The sequence below is a fragment of the Pseudosulfitobacter sp. DSM 107133 genome, from assembly GCF_022788695.1.
Taxonomy (GTDB): domain Bacteria; phylum Pseudomonadota; class Alphaproteobacteria; order Rhodobacterales; family Rhodobacteraceae; genus Pseudosulfitobacter.
This window is the reverse complement of the sequence record NZ_CP085154.1, coordinates 2,938,670-2,959,426: the sequence shown is the minus strand read 5'-3', so window position 1 is coordinate 2,959,426 and position 20,757 is coordinate 2,938,670. Positions and strand designations below refer to the sequence as shown.

Sequence of the window (20,757 nt, the reverse complement as noted above, 5' to 3'; positions counted from 1 at the left end):
TATGGCTGATGCACTGACCCTGACCGCAACATCGCCCTGCGCGGGGCTGCTGCCCCGGACCGTGGGCACCTGCACGTTGACGGAAACCGACCTTGGCCTGCTGACCTCGGTCGCGCCGTACAAGGGCAATGCGATCTCTGAGGCGCTCAAGGCCGCCCATGGCATGGCCTTTCCTGCGCCCAACCGCACTACTGGCAAGGACGGCGCGCGCGCGATCTGGTTTGGCCGCGAACTTGCCCTGCTGGCAGGCCCCGCGCCTGACGCCACGCTGGCCGATCACGCCGCGCTAAGCGACCAGTCGGACGCATGGGCCTGCGTGACCCTGTCAGGCGATGACGCGCGCGCGGTGCTGGCGCGGCTGGTGCCGGTCGATCTGTCGCCCGCCACCTTCAAACAGGGCCACACCGTGCGCACCCAACTGGGCCACATGACCGCGTCGATCACCCGCACAGGCAACGACAGCTTTCTGATCCTTGTATTTCGCAGCATGGCGGCAACACTGGTTCACGATCTTGTCACGGCGATGGAAAGCCTTGCCGTACGGCATTAGATAGCACCAAACATATAACGCAGACCCCAAGAGGCCCGCCATGACCCGTTCCATAATGATTGCCACTCTGGCCGTTGCCGGCCTGTCCACTGCTGCCTTTGCAGCAGACACCAAAGAACAAAGCTGCGCCTATCAGGCCGCCATCGTCTCGGCTGTGCAGGCTGCGCGTGTTGATGGGGTCAAGGAACGCAAGGTGTCCGAAACCCTTCTTGCCAACGATCCCACCTGGCCCGAAGGCTATAACGCCGCCATCCCGATCATCACTCCCTGGGTTTACGAGCAAAAACGCAAAGACCTGAAGTCCAAGGACCTTGGGGCCGCATGGTCGGAGCTTTGCCTGCAACAATAACCCACCCGTTTCTTTTGGCCGCAAATATCCCCGCCGGAGGCTCCCGCAGCCGCAACGGGGCCGGGCGATAGAAACAAAAGCGTATCGCGCCGCATCTGGACTCTGAGCGCGCGCGATACGATATAATAGGGCATGAGCCTGCCCCCCGGATTCCTTGATGAACTGCGCACCCGCCTCAGCCTTGCACAGGTTGTGGGCCGAAAGGTCATGTGGGACAGCCGGAAATCCAATCAGGCCAAGGGCGACCTGTGGGCGCCATGCCCGTTCCATCAGGAAAAATCCGCCAGTTTTCACGTCGATGACCGCAAGGGATTCTACTATTGCTTTGGCTGCCACGCCAAAGGCGACGCGATTTCGTTCGTGCGCGAGACCGAGAATGTCGATTTCATCGAAGCGGTGCGCATTCTGGCAGGCGAGGCAGGCATGCCGATGCCCCAGCGCGACCCGCAAGCCCAGCAAAAGGCCGACACCCGCACGCAACTGGCCGAGGTCATGGAGCAGGCGGTGCAATACTACCGGCTGCAACTGAAAACCGGCGTCGCGTCCGAGGCGCGCGCTTATCTCGAACGGCGTGGCCTCAGCCAGCAAGCGCTGGATCGTTGGGAAATCGGCTTTGCCCCCGATGTGTGGCAGGGGCTGTGGGATCACCTGAAGTCGAAGAATATCAGTGATGAGCTGATCATCGGCGCGGGTCTGGCCAAGCCCAGCCAGAAGGGCGGCAAGCCCTATGACACCTTCCGGGGCCGCATCATGTTTCCGATCCGCGACGCACGCGGACGCTGCACCGCCTTTGGCGGGCGCGCGATGGACCCGAATGACAACGCCAAGTATTTGAATTCGCCCGAAACCGAACTGTTCGACAAGGGCCGCAGCCTGTACAATCACGGCCCGGCCCGCACGGCTGCGGGCAAGGGTATGCCGCTGATCGTGGCCGAAGGGTATATGGACGTGATCGCCCTGTCCGAGGCGGGGTTCGAGGCGGCTGTGGCCCCGCTGGGCACCGCGATCACCGAAAACCAGCTGCAAATGTTGTGGCGTGTGGCACCCGAACCCATCATCGCGCTGGATGGTGACACTGCGGGCCTGCGCGCGGCGATGCGGCTGATTGATCTGGCATTGCCGCTGGTCGAGGCGGGGCAATCCCTGCGCTTTGCGATGATGCCCGAAGGGCAGGACCCCGACGATTTGCTGAAATCCTCGGGCGCGCCTGCGCTGCAAAAGCTGCTGGACGGGGCGATGCCGATGGTGCGTCTGCTTTGGCAACGCGAGACCGAAGGCCGGGTTTTTGACAGCCCCGAACGCAAGGCAGCGCTGGACAAGGCGCTGCGGGAAAAGATCAAGACCATCGCCGATCCGTCGATCCGCAATCACTACGGGCAGGAGATCAAGGAACTGCGCTTTCAGTTGTTCCGCCCGCAACGCGCGGCGACGGGTGGGGCACGTTCGGGCGGGCAGCGCAGTGGCGGCGGCTTTGGCAAATGGCAACCTGCGCCGGTGCCGTTGCAATCCACCAAATCCTCGGCGCTGGCGGCTGCTGCGGGTGACAAGGTTCCGCATATGTTGCGCGAATCGGTGATTCTGGCGGCGCTGATCACCTGCCCCGAAGTGGTGGAAAGCTTTGAAACGCCACTGGAAAGACTGCGCTGCATCAACCCCGAAAACGCCGCCCTGCGCGACCTGATCCTGCGCCATGCACATGAGGGTGCAGAGGTGTTGCGTGAAAAGATTTCCAGCGCACGCGGGCCCGAAGCCCTTGAAAACCTGCTGAATGCAAGCCATGTCGCTATCGTCCCCTGCATCCGCACCCCCGGCAACGCCGACATGGCCCGGATCACCGTGGCCGAAGAGCTTGCGAAACTTTCAGCGGCACGTGGACTGGACGCAGAAATCGCCGATGCGGCCGAAGACCTGACCGGCGTGGCAGACGAAGGTGTGACCTGGCGGCTAAGCCAGGCCGCAGAAGCCGCAGACAGCGCCAACCGCAGCACCCAGAAAGAGGGCAGCGGCGACTTTGTAACCGCCGACAACGGCGTGAAGATGGAAAAAGACGAAGTGACCCGCAGCCGCGCGATGTTCGACGCTATCGACTTCTCGAAGCGGGGCAGAAAACAACACTAATGAGGTTTTCGTTGGGAAACCTTGGGAAAATAACGTTACACGGGTGGCCGAATCACCCGAATCGTGAATGATTCCCTGTTAGCCGAATCACCTTGGGGTGATTCGCGACAGGAGTGCTTGAACAGGAGCAACCGATGGCCGCGAAAGACACAAACGAAGACGCCAAGACCGACGATTCCGATACCGGTCACTCGCTTGATATGAGTCAGGCGGCCGTCAAGAAGATGATCGCCGAAGCCCGTGAAAAGGGCTATATCACCTATGACCAGCTGAACACCGTTCTGCCCCCCGATCAGGTCAGTTCCGAACAAATCGAAGACGTGATGTCGATGCTGTCCGAAATGGGCATCAACATCATCGAGGACGAGGAAGCCGAGGACGAAGAGGGCAAGGGTTCTACCGAGTTGGCCACCACCGAAGGCACGCGTGAAATCACGCTGGGCTCGGGCACCTCGGAAAAACTGGACCGCACTGACGATCCGGTGCGCATGTACCTGCGCGAGATGGGCAGCGTCGAACTGCTGAGCCGCGAGGGCGAGATTGCCATCGCCAAACGTATCGAGGCCGGTCGCAACACCATGATCGCGGGCCTGTGTGAAAGCCCGCTGACCTTTCAGGCGATCACGATCTGGCGCGACGAACTTCTGAGCGAAGACATTCTGCTGCGCGATGTGATCGACCTTGAGGCGACGTTCGGGGATCAGTTGGGCGACGAGGATTCGACTGAAGCCGTTGTGTCCGGGGCGACATCGGAAACGTCGAAATCCAGTGAAGGTGGCAAGACAGAGCTGGATGCCGACGGCAACCCGATTGCTTCCGACGATGACGATGACGAAGACGAACAGGCCAACATGTCGCTGGCCGCGATGGAAGCGGCGCTGAAACCGCAGGTTCTGGAAGCGCTGGACATCATCGCCGACGATTACGTCAAATTGTCAGAAATGCAGGACAGCCGGATTTCGGCAACGTTGAACGAAGATTCCAGCTTTAGCGCCGTTGACGAGAGCACCTATCAAAAGCTGCGCTCGGAAATCGTGCTGCTGGTGAACGATCTGCACCTGCACAACAACCGTATCGAAGCGCTGATTGACCAGTTGTACGGCATCAACCGCCGCATCATGCAGATCGACAGCGCCATCGTGAAGCTGGCGGATCAGGCGCGCATCAACCGCAAGGAATTCGTCGACGCCTATCGCGGTCACGAGCTTGATCCCAACTGGATGGAGCGGATGGGCGAAAAGTCCGGTCGTGGCTGGCAGATGTTCATCGAACGCTCGGCGGACAAGGTTGACGAACTGCGCAACGATATGGCGCAGGTCGGCCAGTATGTCGGTCTGGATATCTCTGAATTCCGCCGCATCGTGCAGCAGGTTCAAAAGGGCGAGAAAGAAGCCCGTCAGGCCAAGAAGGAAATGGTCGAGGCCAACCTGCGTCTGGTGATCTCGATTGCCAAGAAATACACCAACCGTGGCCTGCAATTCCTTGATCTCATTCAGGAAGGCAACATCGGCCTGATGAAGGCGGTGGATAAATTCGAATATCGTCGCGGCTATAAATTCTCGACCTATGCGACCTGGTGGATCCGTCAGGCGATCACCCGCTCGATCGCCGATCAGGCACGCACCATCCGTATTCCGGTGCATATGATCGAGACGATCAACAAACTGGTCCGCACCGGTCGTCAGATGCTGCATGAAATCGGCCGCGAGCCGACGCCGGAAGAGCTGGCCGAAAAGCTGCAAATGCCGCTGGAAAAGGTCCGCAAGGTGATGAAAATCGCCAAGGAGCCGATCTCCCTTGAAACGCCCATCGGCGACGAGGAAGACAGCCAGCTCGGTGATTTCATCGAGGACAAGAATGCCGTGCTGCCGCTCGACAGCGCCATTCAGGAAAACCTCAAGGAAACCACCACCCGCGTGCTGGCCTCGCTCACCCCGCGCGAGGAACGGGTTCTGCGGATGCGCTTTGGCATCGGCATGAACACCGACCACACGCTTGAAGAAGTCGGCCAGCAGTTCAGCGTGACCCGCGAGCGGATCCGCCAGATCGAGGCCAAGGCCCTGCGCAAGCTGAAACACCCCAGCCGGTCGCGCAAGCTGCGGTCGTTCCTGGACCAGTAAGGACGGGGGACCATGTCCCGTCCGGTTGAGGTACTGCCAGAAACACAGGTCGCGCTCCTTCGGGGCCGCGACCTGATTGTTTTTGACGGCGAATGTGTGCTGTGCTCGGGGTTCTTCCGTTTTGTGCTGCGTCATGACCACGCCGAACGGTTCAGCTTTGCCACGGCGCAGTCGCCACTGGGGCAGGCGCTGTACCGCGCGCTGGACCTGAACCCGACCGAATTTCAGACCAATCTGGTGATCGTGAACGGACGGATCCACGAAAATCTGGATTCCTTTGCCGCGGCTATGTCGGCGCTGGGTTGGCCGTGGCGCGCGCTGTCGGTGGTGCGGTTCATCCCCGCGCCGATCCGCCACCCGCTGTACCGCGCCATAGCCCGCAACCGGTATCGTCTGTTCGGCCGTTATGAGTCCTGTGTGCTTCCCACACCGGATGTTCGGGCGCGGTTCATCGACAAGACCTGAGTGTTGCGACTTGTTTTCGCAAACAGGTGACGCGCATGTGATTGGGATCGCTTGCCACGCGGCCTATATTGGGAATCAGACACAGGAGTAAGTTTATGGTTCGTTTTCCCATTGCAGCCGGTCTGGGGCTGGCCCTGACCGCTTTTCCTGCCGCTGCGCAATTTACAGATGCGCTTTTTGAACCGAAATTGCCGGTGAACCCTTTGTCGGCTTCGACGTTCGAGGTCATTGAAAAAAATGGCGCAGGGCCGCGTGACATCTGGTGTGCGGCGGCGACCTACGCGATTGACCAGTTGGGCGACCAGCGCGGGCGTCTGTATATCGTGACACCGCGCGGACCTGCTCAATCCGTTGCGGGGGCCAAAGGCGTGGCCTTTTCCACCCGCGATCCGGGCAATGCCCCCGCGCCGGGCCATTCTGTGACCACAAGCGTGCCGGGTGCAAATCTGTTGCTGTTTCATGCGGTCCAGTTCTGCAAAGATCATATTATCGAACCGGGTGACGTTCTGCCCTGAGATCAAGACACTCAAAGGCGCTTGCATGTTTCGAGCCATCGTACCGATACTGGCCATCAGTCTGGCAACGCCAACGCTGGCGCAAAGCTTTCGTGCCCCCAACGATTTGCGTGTTGCGCCCTTGGCGGATGGCAGTTTTGAAGTGATCGAGGGACGGGGCGCTGGCGCGCGCGCGCTTTGGTGCGCTGCGGCGGATTACGCCCGCAAGGTGCTGCTAGAACCCGACGAAGGCCGCTTGTATGTGGTTGCAGCGCGCGGCGACAGTCAGTCCGTGGCAGGGCGCAAGGCGGTGACCTTTGGCCTGACGGCGCAAGGGGCCGTACCACGCCAGGTGTTCGTCGTCGGCCTGTCGGCCTATCACGCCGGGTCGAACCTGTCGGTGGGCCACGCGCGCACCTTCTGCACCGATGCGCGGTTGCCGGGCGGGCTGTGATCCGCTCGATATAAGCGCTTGCAGCCTGACGGGGGCTGCGCCACCTTCGGCTCATGCAAACCACGTTCCAGATTGATACACAGGGCCCCGGTCTGACCGAGTTTACCGATACGGTGGCGCGATGGGTGCGCGGGCAGGGGGATGGTTTGCTGACGCTTCTGGTGCAGCACACCTCGGCGTCCTTGCTGATACAGGAAAACGCCGACCCCGAAGTGCAGACCGATCTGCACAATTACTTTGCGCGGCTGGTGCCGCCCACAACCGATCCGTCGATGGCCTATCTGACCCATACATACGAAGGCCCCGACGACATGCCCGCCCATATCAAGGCGGCAATGCTGCCCGTGTCGCTGTCGGTCCCGGTGGCGGCGGGGCGCATGGTGCTGGGGACATGGCAAGGCATCTATCTGTTTGAACACCGCAGCCGCCCCCACCTGCGCAAGGTAGCAGCACATTTTCGCGCGGATTAGGCGGCTTATCTAGCGGTGAAATTTCCCCCCTACCCAAAACCTAGGCGACGCCCTATAACTGTGGATAAGTGCGGGTCAAACCCCACAACACAGGCGGGACAGAATAAGGGGACAGGCAATGCGCTGCCCATTTTGCGGAAATATCGACACTCAGGTGAAAGACAGCCGACCGGCAGAGGATCACGTTTCGATCCGGCGCCGTCGTTTTTGTCCGGCCTGCGGTGGCAGGTTCACAACCTACGAACGGGTGCAATTGCGTGACCTTGTGGTCATCAAATCCAGCGGCAAACGCGAGGATTTCGACCGTGACAAGCTGGAACGGTCCATCCGCATTTCGATGCAGAAACGACCCATCGAACCCGAGCGGATCGACCAGATGATTTCGGGCATCGTGCGGCGTCTGGAATCGCTGGGCGAAACCGACATTCCGTCGAAAAGCATCGGCGAGATCGTGATGGAGGCATTGGCGCGCATCGACACCGTGGCCTATGTGCGTTTTGCCAGCGTTTACAAGAACTTTCAGGCGGCTGATGATTTTGACAAGTTCGTACAGGAACTGCGTCCCGATCAGCCGATGGATGAGTGAGCGCGACATCTGACAGCCGGTACATGGCGCTGGCCCTGTCGCTTGGACGACGGGGGCAGGGCAACACCGCTCCCAATCCGGCTGTGGGCTGCGTGATCGTGTCGGATGGGCGCATCGTCGGGCGCGGCTGGACCCAGCCGGGCGGGCGGCCCCATGCCGAAGCCGTGGCGCTGGCCCAGGCCGGTGACGCTGCGCGCGGGGCGACCGTTTATGTGACCCTGGAACCCTGTGCCCACCACGGCCAGACGCCTCCCTGTGCGCAGGCGCTGATTGATGCGGGCGTTGCCCGTGTGGTGGTGGCGGTGGCGGATGCCGACGGCCGTGTGGACGGGCGCGGACTGGCGATGTTGCGCGATGCGGGGATTGCGGTGGAAGAGGGGCTGATGGCCAACAAGGCCTTTGCCGACATGGCCGGATTTTTCCGCCGTGTGGTCACGGGGCGGCCCGAGGTCACGCTGAAACTGGCCAGCAGCTTTGACGGGCGCATTGCCACCGGCACGGGCGAAAGCCAGTGGATCACGGGGCCAGAAGCGCGCCGCGCGGGCCATGCGATGCGCTTGCGCCACGACGCGGTGATGGTGGGCGGCGGCACGGCGCGTCATGATGATCCTTCGCTGAACGTGCGGGATATGGGCGCGGCGCACCAACCGGCGCGCGTGGTCATTTCGCGCAGGCTTGATTTGCCCTTGCTGGGCAATCTGGCGCGCACGGCGCAAGAGGTTCCGGTGATCCTGTGTCATGGCAAGGATGTCGATAAGGGGCTGCAAAAGACATGGGCCGATCTGGGCGCGGTCTTGTTGCCCTGTCAGATTGTCGGCAGCCAGCTTGATACCAATGACGTGCTGGCGCAACTGGGCGCGCACGGGTTGAACCGTGTCTATTGCGAAGGTGGCAGTGCCCTGGCCGCGTCATTGCTGGCCAATGATCTGGTGGACCGTCTGGTGGGCTTTACCGCTGGCCTGACCATTGGCGCAGAAGGGCTGCCCAGTGTCGGGGCGCTGGGGCTTGGGGCTTTGTCAGAAGCCGCGCGCTTTGATCTGGTCGAGACCCGCGCTGTGGGGGCGGATGTGATGCATGTCTGGGAACGTGCCGAAGGCTAATAGGCTGATTTAGCGCCACAAATGCGCGTATGAGGCAAAGACACCCTGCAATTTCGCCACCAGTCGGTTCAACGCACCCGGGTGCGGCACGTCGCCTGTCGCCAGCCGTTCGGTGACCACTTCGACGGGACAGGGCAGGCCGGTTTTCGGATCGAAATAGCGCGGATAGTCGATCAGCGTGGCATGAACCAGCCCTGCCAGATCGGGCAGCGCGCGGCGGCGCGGGGGCACGTCGCCGTGATCGTCAGTCAGACCCCAACCCGCATAGAACGGCGCGCCGGTGGTGGTGACGGGAACGCCCCGTATCAACGCCTCGAAGCCGGTCAGCGATGTCATGGTCCACAGCCGGTCGACCTGTCCCAGAAGGGCCGCGATGTCGCTGCGCGTGGCGATCACATCGGCAATCTCGCTGGCGTCAAAGGCACCGGCGCGCAGGCCTGCTTCGACGTCGGGGTGGGGTTTGTAGATCAGCGTGGCGTCGGGATGTGCCGCGCGGGCGGCTTCCAGCAAGGCGCGGTTTGTACATATTTCGCCCGCTCCTGTACGAATTGACGCGTCGTCCTCGACCTGTCCGACCACAAGCACGCGGGGGCCTTCGGGCAGATCGGGCGCTGCGCCACCAAGGTTGTATTTGCTCAAAGCTGCTCTGCTCAGCGTGCGCATCAACGCCTCGGCGCGGGCGCGTTGATCGGGGCGCAGGCTGGCGCGTTCGGCAATCAACTGCTCCAGGCGGCTGGACTGTGAGGGGTCGTAGTAAATGCCCAGATCGTCCGTCACCAGTGACAGGGGCGGCACCAGTTCCGCCCCCAACCCGCGCGAGCGCAGGAAACCATCTTCGATACGCACGGCGTCGGAATGGTCGCCGGTGGCTTTGCCCGCCCAGACCATCCACGGGCGTCCCGTTTCGCGGGCGCGGGCGGGATCATCCTGAAAGATCATGCGCTTGTGACGGCCAAAGACCTGCTGCAAGGGTTTGCGTTTCCAAAGCCGCATACCGCTGGCGACCCAGCCGCGATGATCGGCCCGCCATGCGCGGGTCTGCGCGGCCAGCGTTTCAATGGCGGTTTCCGCGCTGCACAGCGCGTCGCGGTAGGGATCGTACCATTTCGGATACAGCAGCATCGCCCCCGCAAACAGCTGCGCGCGGGTCAGGTTGCGCTGGCGGCGCTGGACGGGGAATTCGTCGGTGGTCAGCCCCCAGCCCGCATAGAACGGCTGGCCGAAGACACGCGGTTTGTGGCCTGCGTAAATCGCCTCGAAACCCAGTTGCGAGGACACGGTGTAGACGCCTATGGCCCCCTCGAACAGGGTCCAGGGGCTGATGGCGTCATCGAGCAGGGTGATACGGTCATTGCAGTCGGCGGCGGTGAAATAGCCCTGTCGAAAGCCTTGGGCGGTTTCGGGATGCGTTTTGATAATGATAGGTGCGCCGGGATGTTCCTCCTGGGCGACGAACAGCATTTCAAGAAATCGGTTGCGGTCGGCCCCGCTGGCGCGCACCGAAGCATCGCCAAAGGTCTGGTCGATCACCACTACATAGCCCGGCGGCAGGGCCGCGCGGGTGGCGTCAAAGGCGGTGTATTTGGTCAGATGCGCCTCTTGCAGGCGGGCGATGCAGCCGCGTGCGCGGTTCAGCAGGGCAGTATCGTCCAGCGGATCATCACGCAGGATCTTTTCCAGATCCGACGGCTGTGCAGGGTCGAAATGCGCGCCCGAATGGTCGACCAGCAGGCCAAGGGGAGGGTCGGTCGCCCGCGTCGACGCCCGCCCCGGATGCAACGAGCGCAACCAGGCGTCCTCGATCCGCACAAGGGGTACACCATGTTTCGCAGCCATCGCTTCGCCGCGATGGGCGGTGGGGCTGTTGCCCCAGACGCCGACCAGATCGCCGTCGCGGGGAACGCCCAGCGCGATGCGATAGCCCGCCAGCGCCAGAATCCGGCGCAGCCTGCGCTGGGTCAGAAAGCCGCCGTTGTAAACAAAAAGCCGCCGGGCCTTTTCAGGTCCGGCGGCGTGCATGTCCTGCGGAGCAGGGTTCAAGTGTCAGTTCCCGGCAAGGCGCGCCAGCGAGTCGGCCGAGGCCGCGGGCCCTGTCAGCGCCGAGAGGATTTTGGTGAACTGGGTATAGGGTGCTTCGGTGACATAAAGCGTGTCGCCGTCGCGGATCAGGAAATCACGCGCTTCGAACATGCCGTTGGGCTGTGTCAGGTCCAGAACATAGACCATCCGTTGTGCCCCTTGCAGATCGCCCCGGCCCAGCACCGAATTGGCAATCGCAGCGTCTTCGTTGCGCATCACGAAAATACCGGTGGGATCGGCTGTTGCGGGGTTCAGGCCGCCGACTTGTGCGATGGCTTCCAGCGCGCTCATGTTCTGGCTTTCGAAGGGCACACGGGCCTGACCGCCGGTTGCACCCAAAGCGGTAAAGGCGCGGGTGTCTTCCTCGACCAGAATCCGGTCGCCGCCGCGCAGGGCGATGTCCAGTTCGGGGTGGTCATACAGGTCTTGCAGCCAGATCTTGCCGCGATGTGAGCCGCGGATCACGGTGACCTGGGCAACATCGGGTTCGATGGTCACGCCGCCCGCGCGGGCCAGCATGGCGCCCAGCGTGCGGGTGGGACGTTCGATGGCAAACACGCCCTGACCGCCAACCGCGCCGATCAGCGACACGGTCGAGCCGTCACCAGCCATGCGGCGCACCTGCACCTGCGGGTCGGGGGTTTGTTCTTCGAGCTTGGCGGTGATGATGCGGCGGATCGCTTCGGGGCTGTTGCCTGCGGCACGGATGCGCCCCGCATAGGGCACAAAGATAAATCCGGCGCCGTCGACCTGAACCTCTTCCAGCTGGGTGGCATTAAAGCATTTCTAATTTAACCTGAGGCATATCCGGCAGCCTGAAAGTAGTTTGTACACTCCTGCGGGGAGTACATTGCGCAGATTTCGCCAAGGGCTTCGAACACCGAGGTGAATGATCGCGCACTGATGCGTCTGAGGTGAGCCTTCAATTTGGAGAAAGCCAACTCAATCGGGTTCAGGTCTGGCGAATATGGCGGCAGATAGAGGAACCAGCATCCATGAGCCTTGAGCGCCGCAGCGGCTTCTTTGTTGTGATGCGTCGCGAGGTTGTCGAGAACCACGGCTGTGCCTGGCGCGATCTCAGGGATCAGGACCTTTTGCACATAGGCCGCGAAGGCAGGACCATCCATCGCGCCTTTGATCACCCAAGGTGCGATCAGAGACTCTTGTGTTAGCCCCGCAATCAGGGTTTGGGTTCCCCAACTGCCGAAGGGCGCATCCATCGTCAGGCGTTCGCCACGCGGGGCCCAGCCGCGCAGCCGGGCGAGGTTCGTTTTGACCGCTGTTTCATCAAGAAAGACAACGCGTTCCGGCATCCGCGCAATGGCTGGCAAACGGTGTGTGAACCAGTCCTCACGTCGTCGCCTCACCTTGGCACGGTGACGTTCGGTAGCGACCAGTGACTTTTTTTGTGCGTGAACCCGAGACGCTTTAGCAGATGCCCGATAGCAGAGTGCTGGACCTGCAGTCCGGTTGCATCAGCAAGCGCATCACGCAGCTCAAACAGTGTGATATCAGGGTCTTGAGCAATCAACTCTTCGAAAAAACCAACATGGGGTGCCAATTTTCCTGACCCTTTTGGACGACCCTGTACGGCAGGATCAGCCCGGCCCGTCGTTTGGATCTGATGCCGCCACCGGGCGCCCGTTGCTGGCGACAGCTTCAAGCGTGCTGCCGCCGCTCGCCCGCTTAACCCTTCCTCAATATATCTCTGAAACCGCGCACGTAGCGCTGATGGCAAAGGTGCTGACATTGTTCATCCTCCCAAACAGGATGAATCACAATCAGGCCAGTTTGGGAATCCCCAGCGATTCAGGTTTTGTTAGAAACGCTTTAATGCCTTCACCGGCGAGCAGGCCGTCATCGACGTTTTCCCAGATGGTCAGGCCCAGCACGTCGCCCGGCTGGATCGTGTCCGATCCCAGTTGTGCGGCGTTCTTGAAGCTATCGGAAAAGCCAAGCGCAGGGACAACCGAAGTGGCGCGGGTGACGCGGTCATTGACCGAAACGATAAAGGAATCACCTTCGCGTTGAACCGAGCCTGCGAAAATCTGCCGTTTGTTCGGACCCACTTGCGGCAAGCCACACGAGCTGACAACAGCCAACGCTGCCAGCAGCGCGACAGGGCGCGCCCACTTGAAACCATGGTAAATCACTGCGCGGTCTCCTCGACCTATTCTTGTTCTGCCTCGAAATCCCCGATTGCTTCGGGGTATTTGGGATCAAGCTAGCTGAATCCGAACAGAAAATCTACCGCTAGGGGTAGTGTTGGTCAGTTGACCAACCGCAACTGTTGCCGTGGAGCCGCGGTGCCCGATTTCAGCGCGTCATAGGGATCCTCGGGCGACAGCATCATATCGACCACATGGCGCATCAATTGCCGCCGCCCGCGTGCCGAATAAAAACCGCCGGGCAATTGCGAGGTTTCCAGCAGGTAGCGCCGGTAATCCTTGTAGGCCTTGTTGTCGGGACGCTTTGCGGCTTTGAAAAACTCGGCCAGTGGCTGGTCCGAGACGAATTCGGGCTGGTTATAGACCGCGCGGCCGAACACCTTGAGCGGGATGCCGCGCCACAGCACCTGTTGGCCGGCGGTGGAATTGACGGTCACGGCGCTGCGCACTTCGTTCATCAGCCCGGCCAGCTTGCCGCCGCGCACATAATGCACGCGGTCTGCAACGCCATAGTCGCGCGCCAGCTTGCGCACGGCGCGGCGCACGGGCACGCGGCCGTCTTCCAGCGGGTGATCCTTGAACACAAGGTGGTGGTGCCCCGGTGCGCCCTTGGCAAAGCCCTCGATCACCACCTCAAGAAAGTCGGACATGGTGTCAAAGGGCGAATGTTGCTGAAAGCTGGAGTCATGTTCCAGTTGCAGCAGCGCCAGGTGATAGGGAAATCCGCCATAGCGCACCCGCATCGTGCTGATACGCCGGTCGATGGCCAAGACGGGCATCAAGAGCAGGCGACGCACATACAGCTGGAATTCCTTGGTCACGCTGATGCTGCGGTGCGGGCGGAAATTGCGGTAGTCGCCGTTACGGAACATCACGAACCAATGATAAAGCGCCCCGTAGAACACATGCTGGCGCATATCGCCCCAATGGGCGGGGGGCAGCGGGGCTTCCATGTCGGACATGGCCAGCGCCTTTTGCATCTGGGGAATGGTCATTCCCATCAGACGTGAATGGCCGTTGGTGCCGCCGCGTTCGTAGGTGACCCAATAGGGCCGCATATAACCTTCTTCGAACACATGGACGGTGATCCCGCGCCGCTTGGCCTCGGCCACGGCGCTGGCGTGGATCGGGCGGGTGTCGCCATACAGCACGATGTCGGTGACCTTGCGCGCGCTGCACAGGTCGGCAAAGGTTTGCGGCCAATCCTCGGCGGTGCCGCGATAGGGGATATAGCTGGACGGATGGAACCAGAACGCGCGGTCGCCCGCGTTAAAGCCGACACGGCACACCGACACATCCGCACGGCGCAGCATTTTTCCAAGACGGTTGAAAAATGGTCCGTGCGGGCCCTGCAAGAACAGGAATACGCGTTGTGGATCGGTGGGGCTGGTCATCTGTCCTCTGATAATCGGTTCGGGTTATCATTCAATGACCACCCAAATCCGGCTGAAATATGACTGCCGTCGGGCAATTGCGCAATGGGTCTGGGTCTTGCGTGCGGGGGCAGGCATGTTTAGCTGGAGGGAACAGTTTCAGGGGGCACTTGCCATGTTTACAGGGATCATCACCGATATCGGAAAAGTCGTGTCGCTGACGCAGTCAGGCGATTTGCGTGCGCGCATCGAGACGGCCTATGACACGGACGGCATCGACATGGGCGCGTCCATCGCGTCGGATGGTGTCTGTCTGACCGTCGTGGCGCTGGGTGCCACCTGGTATGATGTGGATATCAGTGCCGAGACCCTGTCCAAGACCAACCTTGGGGCATGGAGTGAAGGCAAGCGGGTCAATCTGGAGCGCGCGTTGCGGGTGGGTGACGAGTTGGGCGGGCATATCGTGTCGGGCCATGTGGACGGTGTGGCCGAGGTGATTTCGGTGACCGACGAAGGCGACAGCACACGCGTGCAACTGCGCGCGCCTGCGGCGCTGTCGCGGTTCATCGCGCCCAAGGGGTCCGTGGCGCTGAACGGCACATCACTAACGGTGAACGAGGTGCAGGGCGATGTGTTCGGCATCAATTTCATTCCGCACACCAAGGAAATGACGACCTGGGGCGATGTGGCGGTGGGCGATGCGATCAATCTGGAGATCGACACGTTGGCGCGCTATGTGGCGCGGCTGGCCGAAGCGGGGTGAGTTCGGGATAAATTCGGGGGCGCTGCCCCCGCGCCTGTGGCGCTCCCCCGGAGTTTATCTGGCAAGATGAAGAAAGGCCCCGCGTGGATGTGCGGGGCCTTTTTCGGTTTAATCGGCGTGGCTGTTGGCGATGGTCGCGAACGCAAGGTTCTTGAAGATCAGGCGCAGCGGGCCGCGGTTGGCGGGGGACTGGATCATCAGCAGCGCGATCATGTCTTCGGCGGGGTCGGCGTAATAACCGGTGCCAGCCGCGCCGCCCCAGTTGTAATCGCCCTTGGTCCCAAAGGAGGGCGCGTTGCCGTCTTCCAGTCGCACGGCATAGCCGAGGCCAAAGCCGTAGCCGGGGCCGGGCAGGTAGTATTTGCCGGGTGTGATGCCTTCGAGATGGTTGGAGGTCATCAGCTGCACGGATTTGGGCGAGAGCAGGCGGGTGCCGTTCAACTCGCCGCCGTTCAGCATCATCTGCGCGAACTTGGCATAATCGTGCACGGTGGACATCAGCCCACCGCCCCCCGATTGGTTGGGTTTGCGTACACGCGGATCGAATATGTCGCTGCTGCCCACTTGCGCCTGATCGGGGAAGGCTTCGGCGATGCGGGGGTAATCCGCTTCGTCGTCCACATAGAACGCCGTGTCGGTCATGCCCAGAGGGTCAAAGATGCGCGCGGTCATGAACGCTTCGAGGCTTTGGCCCGAGATGGTTTCGATCACGGCACCCAGCACGTCGGTGGAACGCGAATATTCCCATGTGGTGCCCGGGTCATGCTCCAGCGGCAGGCTGGCCAGCAGGTTGGCCTGTTCGATGCCGGTGTTCTCGGAGGACCAGACATCGGCGGCATTATAGGCCTCGCGGGCGGGGCCCGCACCGAAGAAGCCATAGGTCAGCCCTGACGTGTGGCGCATCAGGTCGCGGATGGTCATCACGCCCTTGGCCGGACGGGTGACGGGTTTGCCGTCGGCGTCGGTTTCTCCGGTCACCACGGTCATGTCCTTGAAGGCGGGCAGATAGGTGGCAACGGGCGCTTCCAGCAGCAGGCGGCCCTCTTCCACCAGCATCATCGCGGCGGCAGTGGTGATCGGTTTGGTCATCGAGTAGATGCGAAAGATGGTGTCATCGCTCATCGGTTCACCATCGGGGGTGCGTTTGCCCAGGGTGGACAGATGCGCGATCTTGCCGTCGCGGATCAGCATGAGAACGGCGCCGGGCGTCATCCCCTTGTCGATCAATGCGTCAAAGGTGGCGTCCATGCGGGCCAGTCGTGCGGGGTCAAAGCCCAGCTTGGTTGCATCGCCGCGTGGCAGGTCCTGGGCGATGGATGTGCTGGCCGTGGCCAGCGCCAGCGCTCCGGCGTAGAGGCAGGTTCGCAGAATTTTCATGTGGTCTCTCCTCCCAAAGATACAGCGCCCTGTGCGGGTCGCAGGACCAGGCTAGGGGGAATTCAACGCCAGGTGGAAATTACCCTGCGACACTGTGCCTTCAGGGTTTATTGTAAACGCGGCGCACAGCGGCCCGCACTGGCGTTTTACGCACAAAGGTCTTATCTGCCGGATAGCACATCAAGGGAGGCCCCCATGCCCGACAGCACAACCTATGAAACGCCTGGCCCCGTCGAGGGCGGTCTTGCAGGCGCGATCAGCCCCATCGAAGAGATCATCGAGGCCGCGCGGGCCGGTCAGATGTTTATTCTGGTGGACCACGAAGACCGCGAGAACGAAGGCGATCTGGTGATTCCGGCAGGGTTTGCCGATGCGGCGGCGATCAACTTTATGGCCACCCACGGGCGCGGGCTGATTTGCCTGACGCTGCCCGCCGAGCGGATTGCAGAGCTGGGTCTGCCGATGATGGCGATGCACAATTCGTCGCGCCATGAAACCGCTTTCACCGTCAGCATCGAGGCGCGCGAAGGTGTGAGCACCGGCATTTCCGCTGCCGACCGGGCGCTGACCGTGGCCACGGCAATCAATCCGCAGGCGGGGCAGGCCGACATTGCAACGCCCGGCCATGTGTTCCCGCTGCGCGCCCGCCCCGGTGGGGTGCTGGTGCGCGCCGGTCACACCGAGGCAGGCTGCGACGTGGCGCGGCTGGCGGGGCATTACCCTGCGTCGGTGATCTGCGAGATCATGAAGCCCGACGGTGAAATGGCACGGCTGCCTGATCTGGTGGATTATGCCGCCGAACACGGGCTGAAAATCGGCACGATCAGCGACCTGATTGCCTATCGCCGCCGTCACGACAATCTGGTCGACCAGACCGACGCGCGTATGGTGACATCGGAATTCGGCGGCGAGTGGGACATGCGGATTTTCACCGACCAGACGTTTGGCATCGAACATGTGGCGCTGATCAAGGGCGACATCAGCACGCCCGAACCGGTGCTGGTGCGCACGCATGCGCTGGATGTGTCGACCGATGTTCTGGGCCTTGGCCCGACGCCGGCCAGCGAACTGCCGCGCGCGATGGAGATCATTGCGCAGGAAGGGCGTGGCATTGTCTGCCTGTTCCGCCAGCCGCGCAAGACGCTGACCGACAAGGACACCGACGAAGACGGCCCGCGCACGGTCAAGAACACCGGGCTTGGCGCGCAGATCCTGTCCAATCTCGGGGTGCAACAACTGGTCTTGCTGACCGACCACCCGCAAACCCGCTATGTCGGGCTTGAGACATACAATCTGGAAATCACGGGCACCCGCCCGATCATGGGAGACGCCTGATGGCCGGCAATGAACAACATTACGTCCTGGACCGCCCCAGTTTTGAACGTCCGGTGAAAATCCTGATCGTCGTTTCGCCTTATTACAAGGACATCGCCGACAATCTGGTCGCCGGTGCCAAGGCCGAGATCGAGGCCGCAGGCGGCACATGGGAGCTGGTGGAAATGCCGGGCGCGCTGGAAATCCCCACCGCTATTGGCATCTCGGACCGGGCGTCGAACTTTGACGGCTATGTGGCACTTGGTTGCGTCATTCGCGGTGAGACGACCCATTACGAAACCGTCTGCAATGACAGCAGCCGCGCGCTGCAATTGCTGGGTTTGCAGGGGCTGTGCATCGGCAACGGCATCCTGACGGTTGAAAACCGCACACAGGCCGAAGTGCGCGCCGACGCCAAGGGCCAGAACAAGGGTGGCGGTGCTGCGGCTGCGGCCTTGCATCTTGTTGCGCTCGCCCGTAAGTGGCGTGGCCAAAGCAAAGGCATCGGGTTCAAACCGGCCTCTGAGAACATCCTGCTTGCAGGCGACAACGACGGACCCACCACAGCATGACCCTCTCGGGCAATCAAAAACGCAAAATGCGCTCGGCGTCGCGGCTATATGCCGTGCAGGCGCTGTTCCAGATGGAACATTCCAGCATGACCGTGGAAGCGGTGCAACGCGAGTTTCTGGACCACCGGTTTGGTGCGATCTATGAAGGCGACGAGATGCAAGAGGGTGACCCCGACCATTTCGGCCGCGTGCTGGAAGATGCGGTGAACTATCAGGCGTCGATTGACCAGATGACCGACCGTGCGCTGGTGGCAAAGTGGCCGATTGCGCGGATCGACCCGACGCTGCGGGCGCTGTTTCGCGCTGCGGGGGCCGAATTCCGCGACAGCGGCACGCCGCCCAAGGTTGTCATCGTCGAATATGTCGACGTGGCGCGTGCGTTCTTTCCTGACGGCAAGGAACCCAGCTTTGTGAACGCGGTTCTGGACCACATGGCGCGCGAGGCGCGGCCCGAGGCATTCTGATGCGGGCCATGCAGGTCAGGGCGCTGGGTGCGCCGCTGGAACTGCATGACGTGGCCATGCCCGAGCCCGGTGCAGGCGAGGTGCGGCTGCGGGTTCTGGCCTGTGGTCTGAACTTTGCCGATACGCTGGTGCAGGTGGGCAAATATCAGGAAAAATTCGATCTGCCCGTGACGCCGGGGATGGAGTTGTGCGGCGTGGTCGATGCGCTGGGCGATGGCGTAGACAGCTTGCGCGTGGGCCAGCGGGTTGCGGCCAATCCGGGGCATGGGGGGCTGGCCGACTATGCGGTGACGCCCGCCAGCGCCTGTGTGCCGATCAGCGACACCATGTCTGACGCGGATGCAGCGGCCTTTCTGGTGGCCTATGCCAGCAGCCACATGGCGCTGGACCACCGCGCGCATCTGCGCCCCGGTGAACGCCTGCTGGTGCTGGGCGCGTCGGGTGGCGTCGGATTGACAGCGGTGGAACTGGGCAAGCTGATGGGGGCCGAGGTCATCGCCTGTGCCAGAGGTGCCGACAAGCTTGAGATCGCGCGCAAGGCCGGGGCCGATCACTTGATCGACAGCGATACTGATGACCTGCGCGAGGTGGTGTTGGGACTGGGCGGTGCGGATGTGGTTTATGACCCCATTGGCGGCGATCTGTTCACCGCCGCGATGCGTGCCTGCAACCCCGAAGCGCGGATTTTGCCCATCGGTTTTGCCAGCGGGACGGTGCCACAAATCCCCGCGAACATCCTGCTGGTCAAGAACCTGACGGTGATCGGCTTCTATGTGGGCGGCTACAAACGCTTTGCCCCCGAGGTGCTGACCCGCAGCTTTGCCCAGTTGATCGCATGGTATGACGCGGGCCAGTTGCGGCCCCATGTCAGCAACATCCTGACGCTGGATCAGGCGAACGCAGGGCTGGACCTGCTGCGCACACGGCAAGCGACGGGCAAGGTGGTGATCAAGATCAGCGCAGCTTGACCTTGCCGCGGGAGATGACGCGCGCCTTTTGCTGCTCTCTTACGAATACGAACAGTCCTGACGACAGGATCAGGATGATCCCGATCCAGACCTCAAGCACCGGCAGTTCCGAAAAGATCGCCCAGCCCCAGAACACCGCCAGCGGCAGGCCCGCGTATTCGAAGGGTGCCACGGTGGCGGCATCGGCCATGCGATAGGCCTGTGACAGGCAATAGCCGACAGCGGCAGAATTCAGTCCCAGCCCGACAAAGGCCCAGATGTCCTCTGGCTCGGGCCAGATCCATGCGCGCAGCAGGAACAGCAGTGACGGATTGGTTGTCTCTTGGGCAAACCGTCCGTCACCGGCGACAAGGAAAAACAACAAGGACACCAGAATAAACGTCACCTGAATATAGACCGACAGCGCGCTGGCCTTGCTGGTGACGCCCAGCTTGCGGGTCATCAGCTGGTTCAACGCATAGGTCAGCGCCGACAGCACCGGCAGCAACAACACCAGCCGTGACACGTCCAGCTCGCTGGCGTCGGCCCATGGTCGTTGCATGATGACCACGCCGATAAAACCGACCAGCACCGCGCCGATGCGCAGCGGGCCGACCTTTTCGCCCAGCAGGGGGATCGACAGCACCGTGATGAACAGCGGTGCCACGAAGAACAGCGCAGTCGCATCGGCCAGAGGCAATGCCGCCAGCGCCACGAAATAGGACATGTTGGAAACCACGATCAACAGGCCCCGTGTCGCGTGCAGCCATGGCGTTCTGGTGCGCAGGATCGACCATCCGCCTTCGAATTGCACGATGCACAGTGTGATCATCAACCCGATGGCCGAGCGGACAAAAACGATCTCGTGCAAGGGGTAGCCGCCCGAAAGCTGTTTGATCAGCATATCGTTGATCGAAATGCAGAAAATTCCGATCAGGATAAAGGCAATGCCGATGCCGGCGCGATTCTGGGGCAGGGTGGTCATGGACTAGCT

General features: G+C 61.9%; 21 protein-coding genes and 2 pseudogenes. 15 read left to right on the top strand and 8 right to left on the bottom strand.

Translation table 11 applies throughout. The features are described 5' to 3' along the window. The first annotated feature begins 1 nt into the window (after position 1). The 10 genes from DSM107133_RS14640 to ribD all read left to right on the top strand — a co-directional run bounded on the left by DSM107133_RS14640 (position 2) and on the right by ribD (position 8,706). A complete protein-coding gene (locus tag DSM107133_RS14640) occupies positions 2 to 550 on the top strand; it encodes a sarcosine oxidase subunit gamma family protein (protein ID WP_114292284.1) in 549 nt (182 codons plus the stop codon). 40 nt (positions 551 to 590) lie between these two features. Further along, a complete protein-coding gene (locus DSM107133_RS14635; RefSeq protein WP_114292285.1) occupies positions 591 to 899 on the top strand; it encodes a hypothetical protein in 309 nt (102 codons plus the stop codon). Between the two features lie 132 nt (positions 900 to 1,031). Continuing rightward, the gene (gene dnaG, locus DSM107133_RS14630; protein ID WP_114292286.1) at positions 1,032 to 3,017 is read left to right on the top strand and encodes a DNA primase; all 1,986 of its coding nucleotides are present in this window, start codon (positions 1,032 to 1,034) and stop codon (positions 3,015 to 3,017) included. A gap of 134 nt (positions 3,018 to 3,151) precedes the next feature. Further along, on the top strand, positions 3,152 to 5,137 hold the full coding sequence (gene rpoD / locus DSM107133_RS14625; protein ID WP_114292287.1) for an RNA polymerase sigma factor RpoD: 1,986 nt from the start codon (positions 3,152 to 3,154) through the stop codon (positions 5,135 to 5,137). Between the two features lie 12 nt (positions 5,138 to 5,149). After that, entirely contained in the window at positions 5,150 to 5,602 is a 453-nt protein-coding gene (locus tag DSM107133_RS14620) for a DCC1-like thiol-disulfide oxidoreductase family protein (RefSeq protein WP_114292288.1), read from the top strand. A 95-nt stretch (positions 5,603 to 5,697) separates the two neighbouring features. Continuing rightward, positions 5,698 to 6,117 (top strand): hypothetical protein, encoded by a 420-nt coding sequence (locus DSM107133_RS14615; protein WP_114292289.1) that lies wholly within the window; start codon positions 5,698 to 5,700, stop codon positions 6,115 to 6,117. Between the two features lie 25 nt (positions 6,118 to 6,142). Next, positions 6,143 to 6,550: a hypothetical protein gene (locus DSM107133_RS14610; RefSeq protein ID WP_114292290.1), complete on the top strand. Its 408-nt coding sequence runs from the start codon at positions 6,143 to 6,145 to the stop codon at positions 6,548 to 6,550. A gap of 53 nt (positions 6,551 to 6,603) precedes the next feature. Then, the gene (locus DSM107133_RS14605) at positions 6,604 to 7,020 is read left to right on the top strand and encodes a secondary thiamine-phosphate synthase enzyme YjbQ (RefSeq protein ID WP_114292291.1); all 417 of its coding nucleotides are present in this window, start codon (positions 6,604 to 6,606) and stop codon (positions 7,018 to 7,020) included. Positions 7,021 to 7,138: 118 nt separating this feature from the next. Then, positions 7,139 to 7,606, top strand: coding sequence for a transcriptional regulator NrdR (nrdR, locus tag DSM107133_RS14600; protein ID WP_028958686.1), 468 nt, complete (start codon positions 7,139 to 7,141; stop codon positions 7,604 to 7,606). A 23-nt stretch (positions 7,607 to 7,629) separates the two neighbouring features. Beyond that, entirely contained in the window at positions 7,630 to 8,706 is a 1,077-nt protein-coding gene (gene ribD / locus DSM107133_RS14595; protein ID WP_114292294.1) for a bifunctional diaminohydroxyphosphoribosylaminopyrimidine deaminase/5-amino-6-(5-phosphoribosylamino)uracil reductase RibD, read from the top strand. Positions 8,707 to 8,715: 9 nt separating this feature from the next. Here the strand turns inward: ribD and DSM107133_RS14590 are convergent, their stop codons facing one another. The 6 genes and pseudogenes from DSM107133_RS14590 to DSM107133_RS14565 all read right to left on the bottom strand — a co-directional run bounded on the left by DSM107133_RS14590 (position 8,716) and on the right by DSM107133_RS14565 (position 14,347). After that, complete coding sequence (locus DSM107133_RS14590; protein ID WP_114292292.1) at positions 8,716 to 10,725, bottom strand: capsular polysaccharide biosynthesis protein; 2,010 nt, start codon at positions 10,723 to 10,725, stop codon at positions 8,716 to 8,718. 24 nt (positions 10,726 to 10,749) lie between these two features. Continuing rightward, positions 10,750 to 11,562, bottom strand: a pseudogene (locus DSM107133_RS14585) (polysaccharide biosynthesis/export family protein); the annotation flags it as partial. 14 nt (positions 11,563 to 11,576) lie between these two features. Continuing rightward, entirely contained in the window at positions 11,577 to 12,152 is a 576-nt protein-coding gene (locus DSM107133_RS14580) for an IS630 family transposase (RefSeq protein WP_162792061.1), read from the bottom strand. Beyond that, complete coding sequence (locus tag DSM107133_RS14575) at positions 12,149 to 12,346, bottom strand: hypothetical protein (RefSeq protein WP_114294110.1); 198 nt, start codon at positions 12,344 to 12,346, stop codon at positions 12,149 to 12,151. The genes DSM107133_RS14580 and DSM107133_RS14575 overlap by 4 nt, the downstream gene beginning before the upstream one ends. Positions 12,347 to 12,629: 283 nt before the next feature. Continuing rightward, positions 12,630 to 12,938, bottom strand: a pseudogene (locus DSM107133_RS14570) (polysaccharide export protein); the annotation flags it as partial. A 116-nt stretch (positions 12,939 to 13,054) separates the two neighbouring features. Further along, a complete protein-coding gene (locus DSM107133_RS14565; protein ID WP_114291910.1) occupies positions 13,055 to 14,347 on the bottom strand; it encodes a capsular biosynthesis protein in 1,293 nt (430 codons plus the stop codon). A gap of 154 nt (positions 14,348 to 14,501) precedes the next feature. Between DSM107133_RS14565 and DSM107133_RS14560 the strand changes: the two genes are divergently transcribed. Then, positions 14,502 to 15,089, top strand: coding sequence for a riboflavin synthase (locus DSM107133_RS14560; RefSeq protein WP_114291913.1), 588 nt, complete (start codon positions 14,502 to 14,504; stop codon positions 15,087 to 15,089). Between the two features lie 108 nt (positions 15,090 to 15,197). On the opposite strand, the gene DSM107133_RS14555 is transcribed toward DSM107133_RS14560, so the two are convergent. Further along, positions 15,198 to 16,466, bottom strand: coding sequence for a serine hydrolase domain-containing protein (locus DSM107133_RS14555; protein WP_114291909.1), 1,269 nt, complete (start codon positions 16,464 to 16,466; stop codon positions 15,198 to 15,200). Between the two features lie 195 nt (positions 16,467 to 16,661). Between DSM107133_RS14555 and ribB the strand changes: the two genes are divergently transcribed. From ribB to DSM107133_RS14535, 4 genes are read left to right on the top strand one after another with little or no spacing between them, the layout of a single operon-like run. Beyond that, complete coding sequence (gene ribB / locus DSM107133_RS14550) at positions 16,662 to 17,801, top strand: 3,4-dihydroxy-2-butanone-4-phosphate synthase (protein ID WP_114291908.1); 1,140 nt, start codon at positions 16,662 to 16,664, stop codon at positions 17,799 to 17,801. Continuing rightward, a complete protein-coding gene (locus DSM107133_RS14545) occupies positions 17,801 to 18,352 on the top strand; it encodes a 6,7-dimethyl-8-ribityllumazine synthase (protein ID WP_114291907.1) in 552 nt (183 codons plus the stop codon). Before ribB ends, DSM107133_RS14545 begins: the two co-directional genes overlap by 1 nt. Then, positions 18,349 to 18,816 carry a transcription antitermination factor NusB gene (nusB, locus tag DSM107133_RS14540; RefSeq protein ID WP_114291906.1) on the top strand — a complete coding sequence of 156 codons (468 nt, stop codon included), beginning with the start codon at positions 18,349 to 18,351 and terminating at the stop codon, positions 18,814 to 18,816. Before DSM107133_RS14545 ends, nusB begins: the two co-directional genes overlap by 4 nt. Continuing rightward, on the top strand, positions 18,816 to 19,784 hold the full coding sequence (locus DSM107133_RS14535) for an NADPH:quinone oxidoreductase family protein (RefSeq protein WP_114291905.1): 969 nt from the start codon (positions 18,816 to 18,818) through the stop codon (positions 19,782 to 19,784). Before nusB ends, DSM107133_RS14535 begins: the two co-directional genes overlap by 1 nt. Here DSM107133_RS14535 and DSM107133_RS14530 read toward each other — a convergent pair. Beyond that, a complete protein-coding gene (locus tag DSM107133_RS14530; protein WP_114291904.1) occupies positions 19,771 to 20,748 on the bottom strand; it encodes a DMT family transporter in 978 nt (325 codons plus the stop codon). The genes DSM107133_RS14535 and DSM107133_RS14530 overlap by 14 nt on opposite strands. Positions 20,749 to 20,757 lie beyond the last annotated feature (9 nt).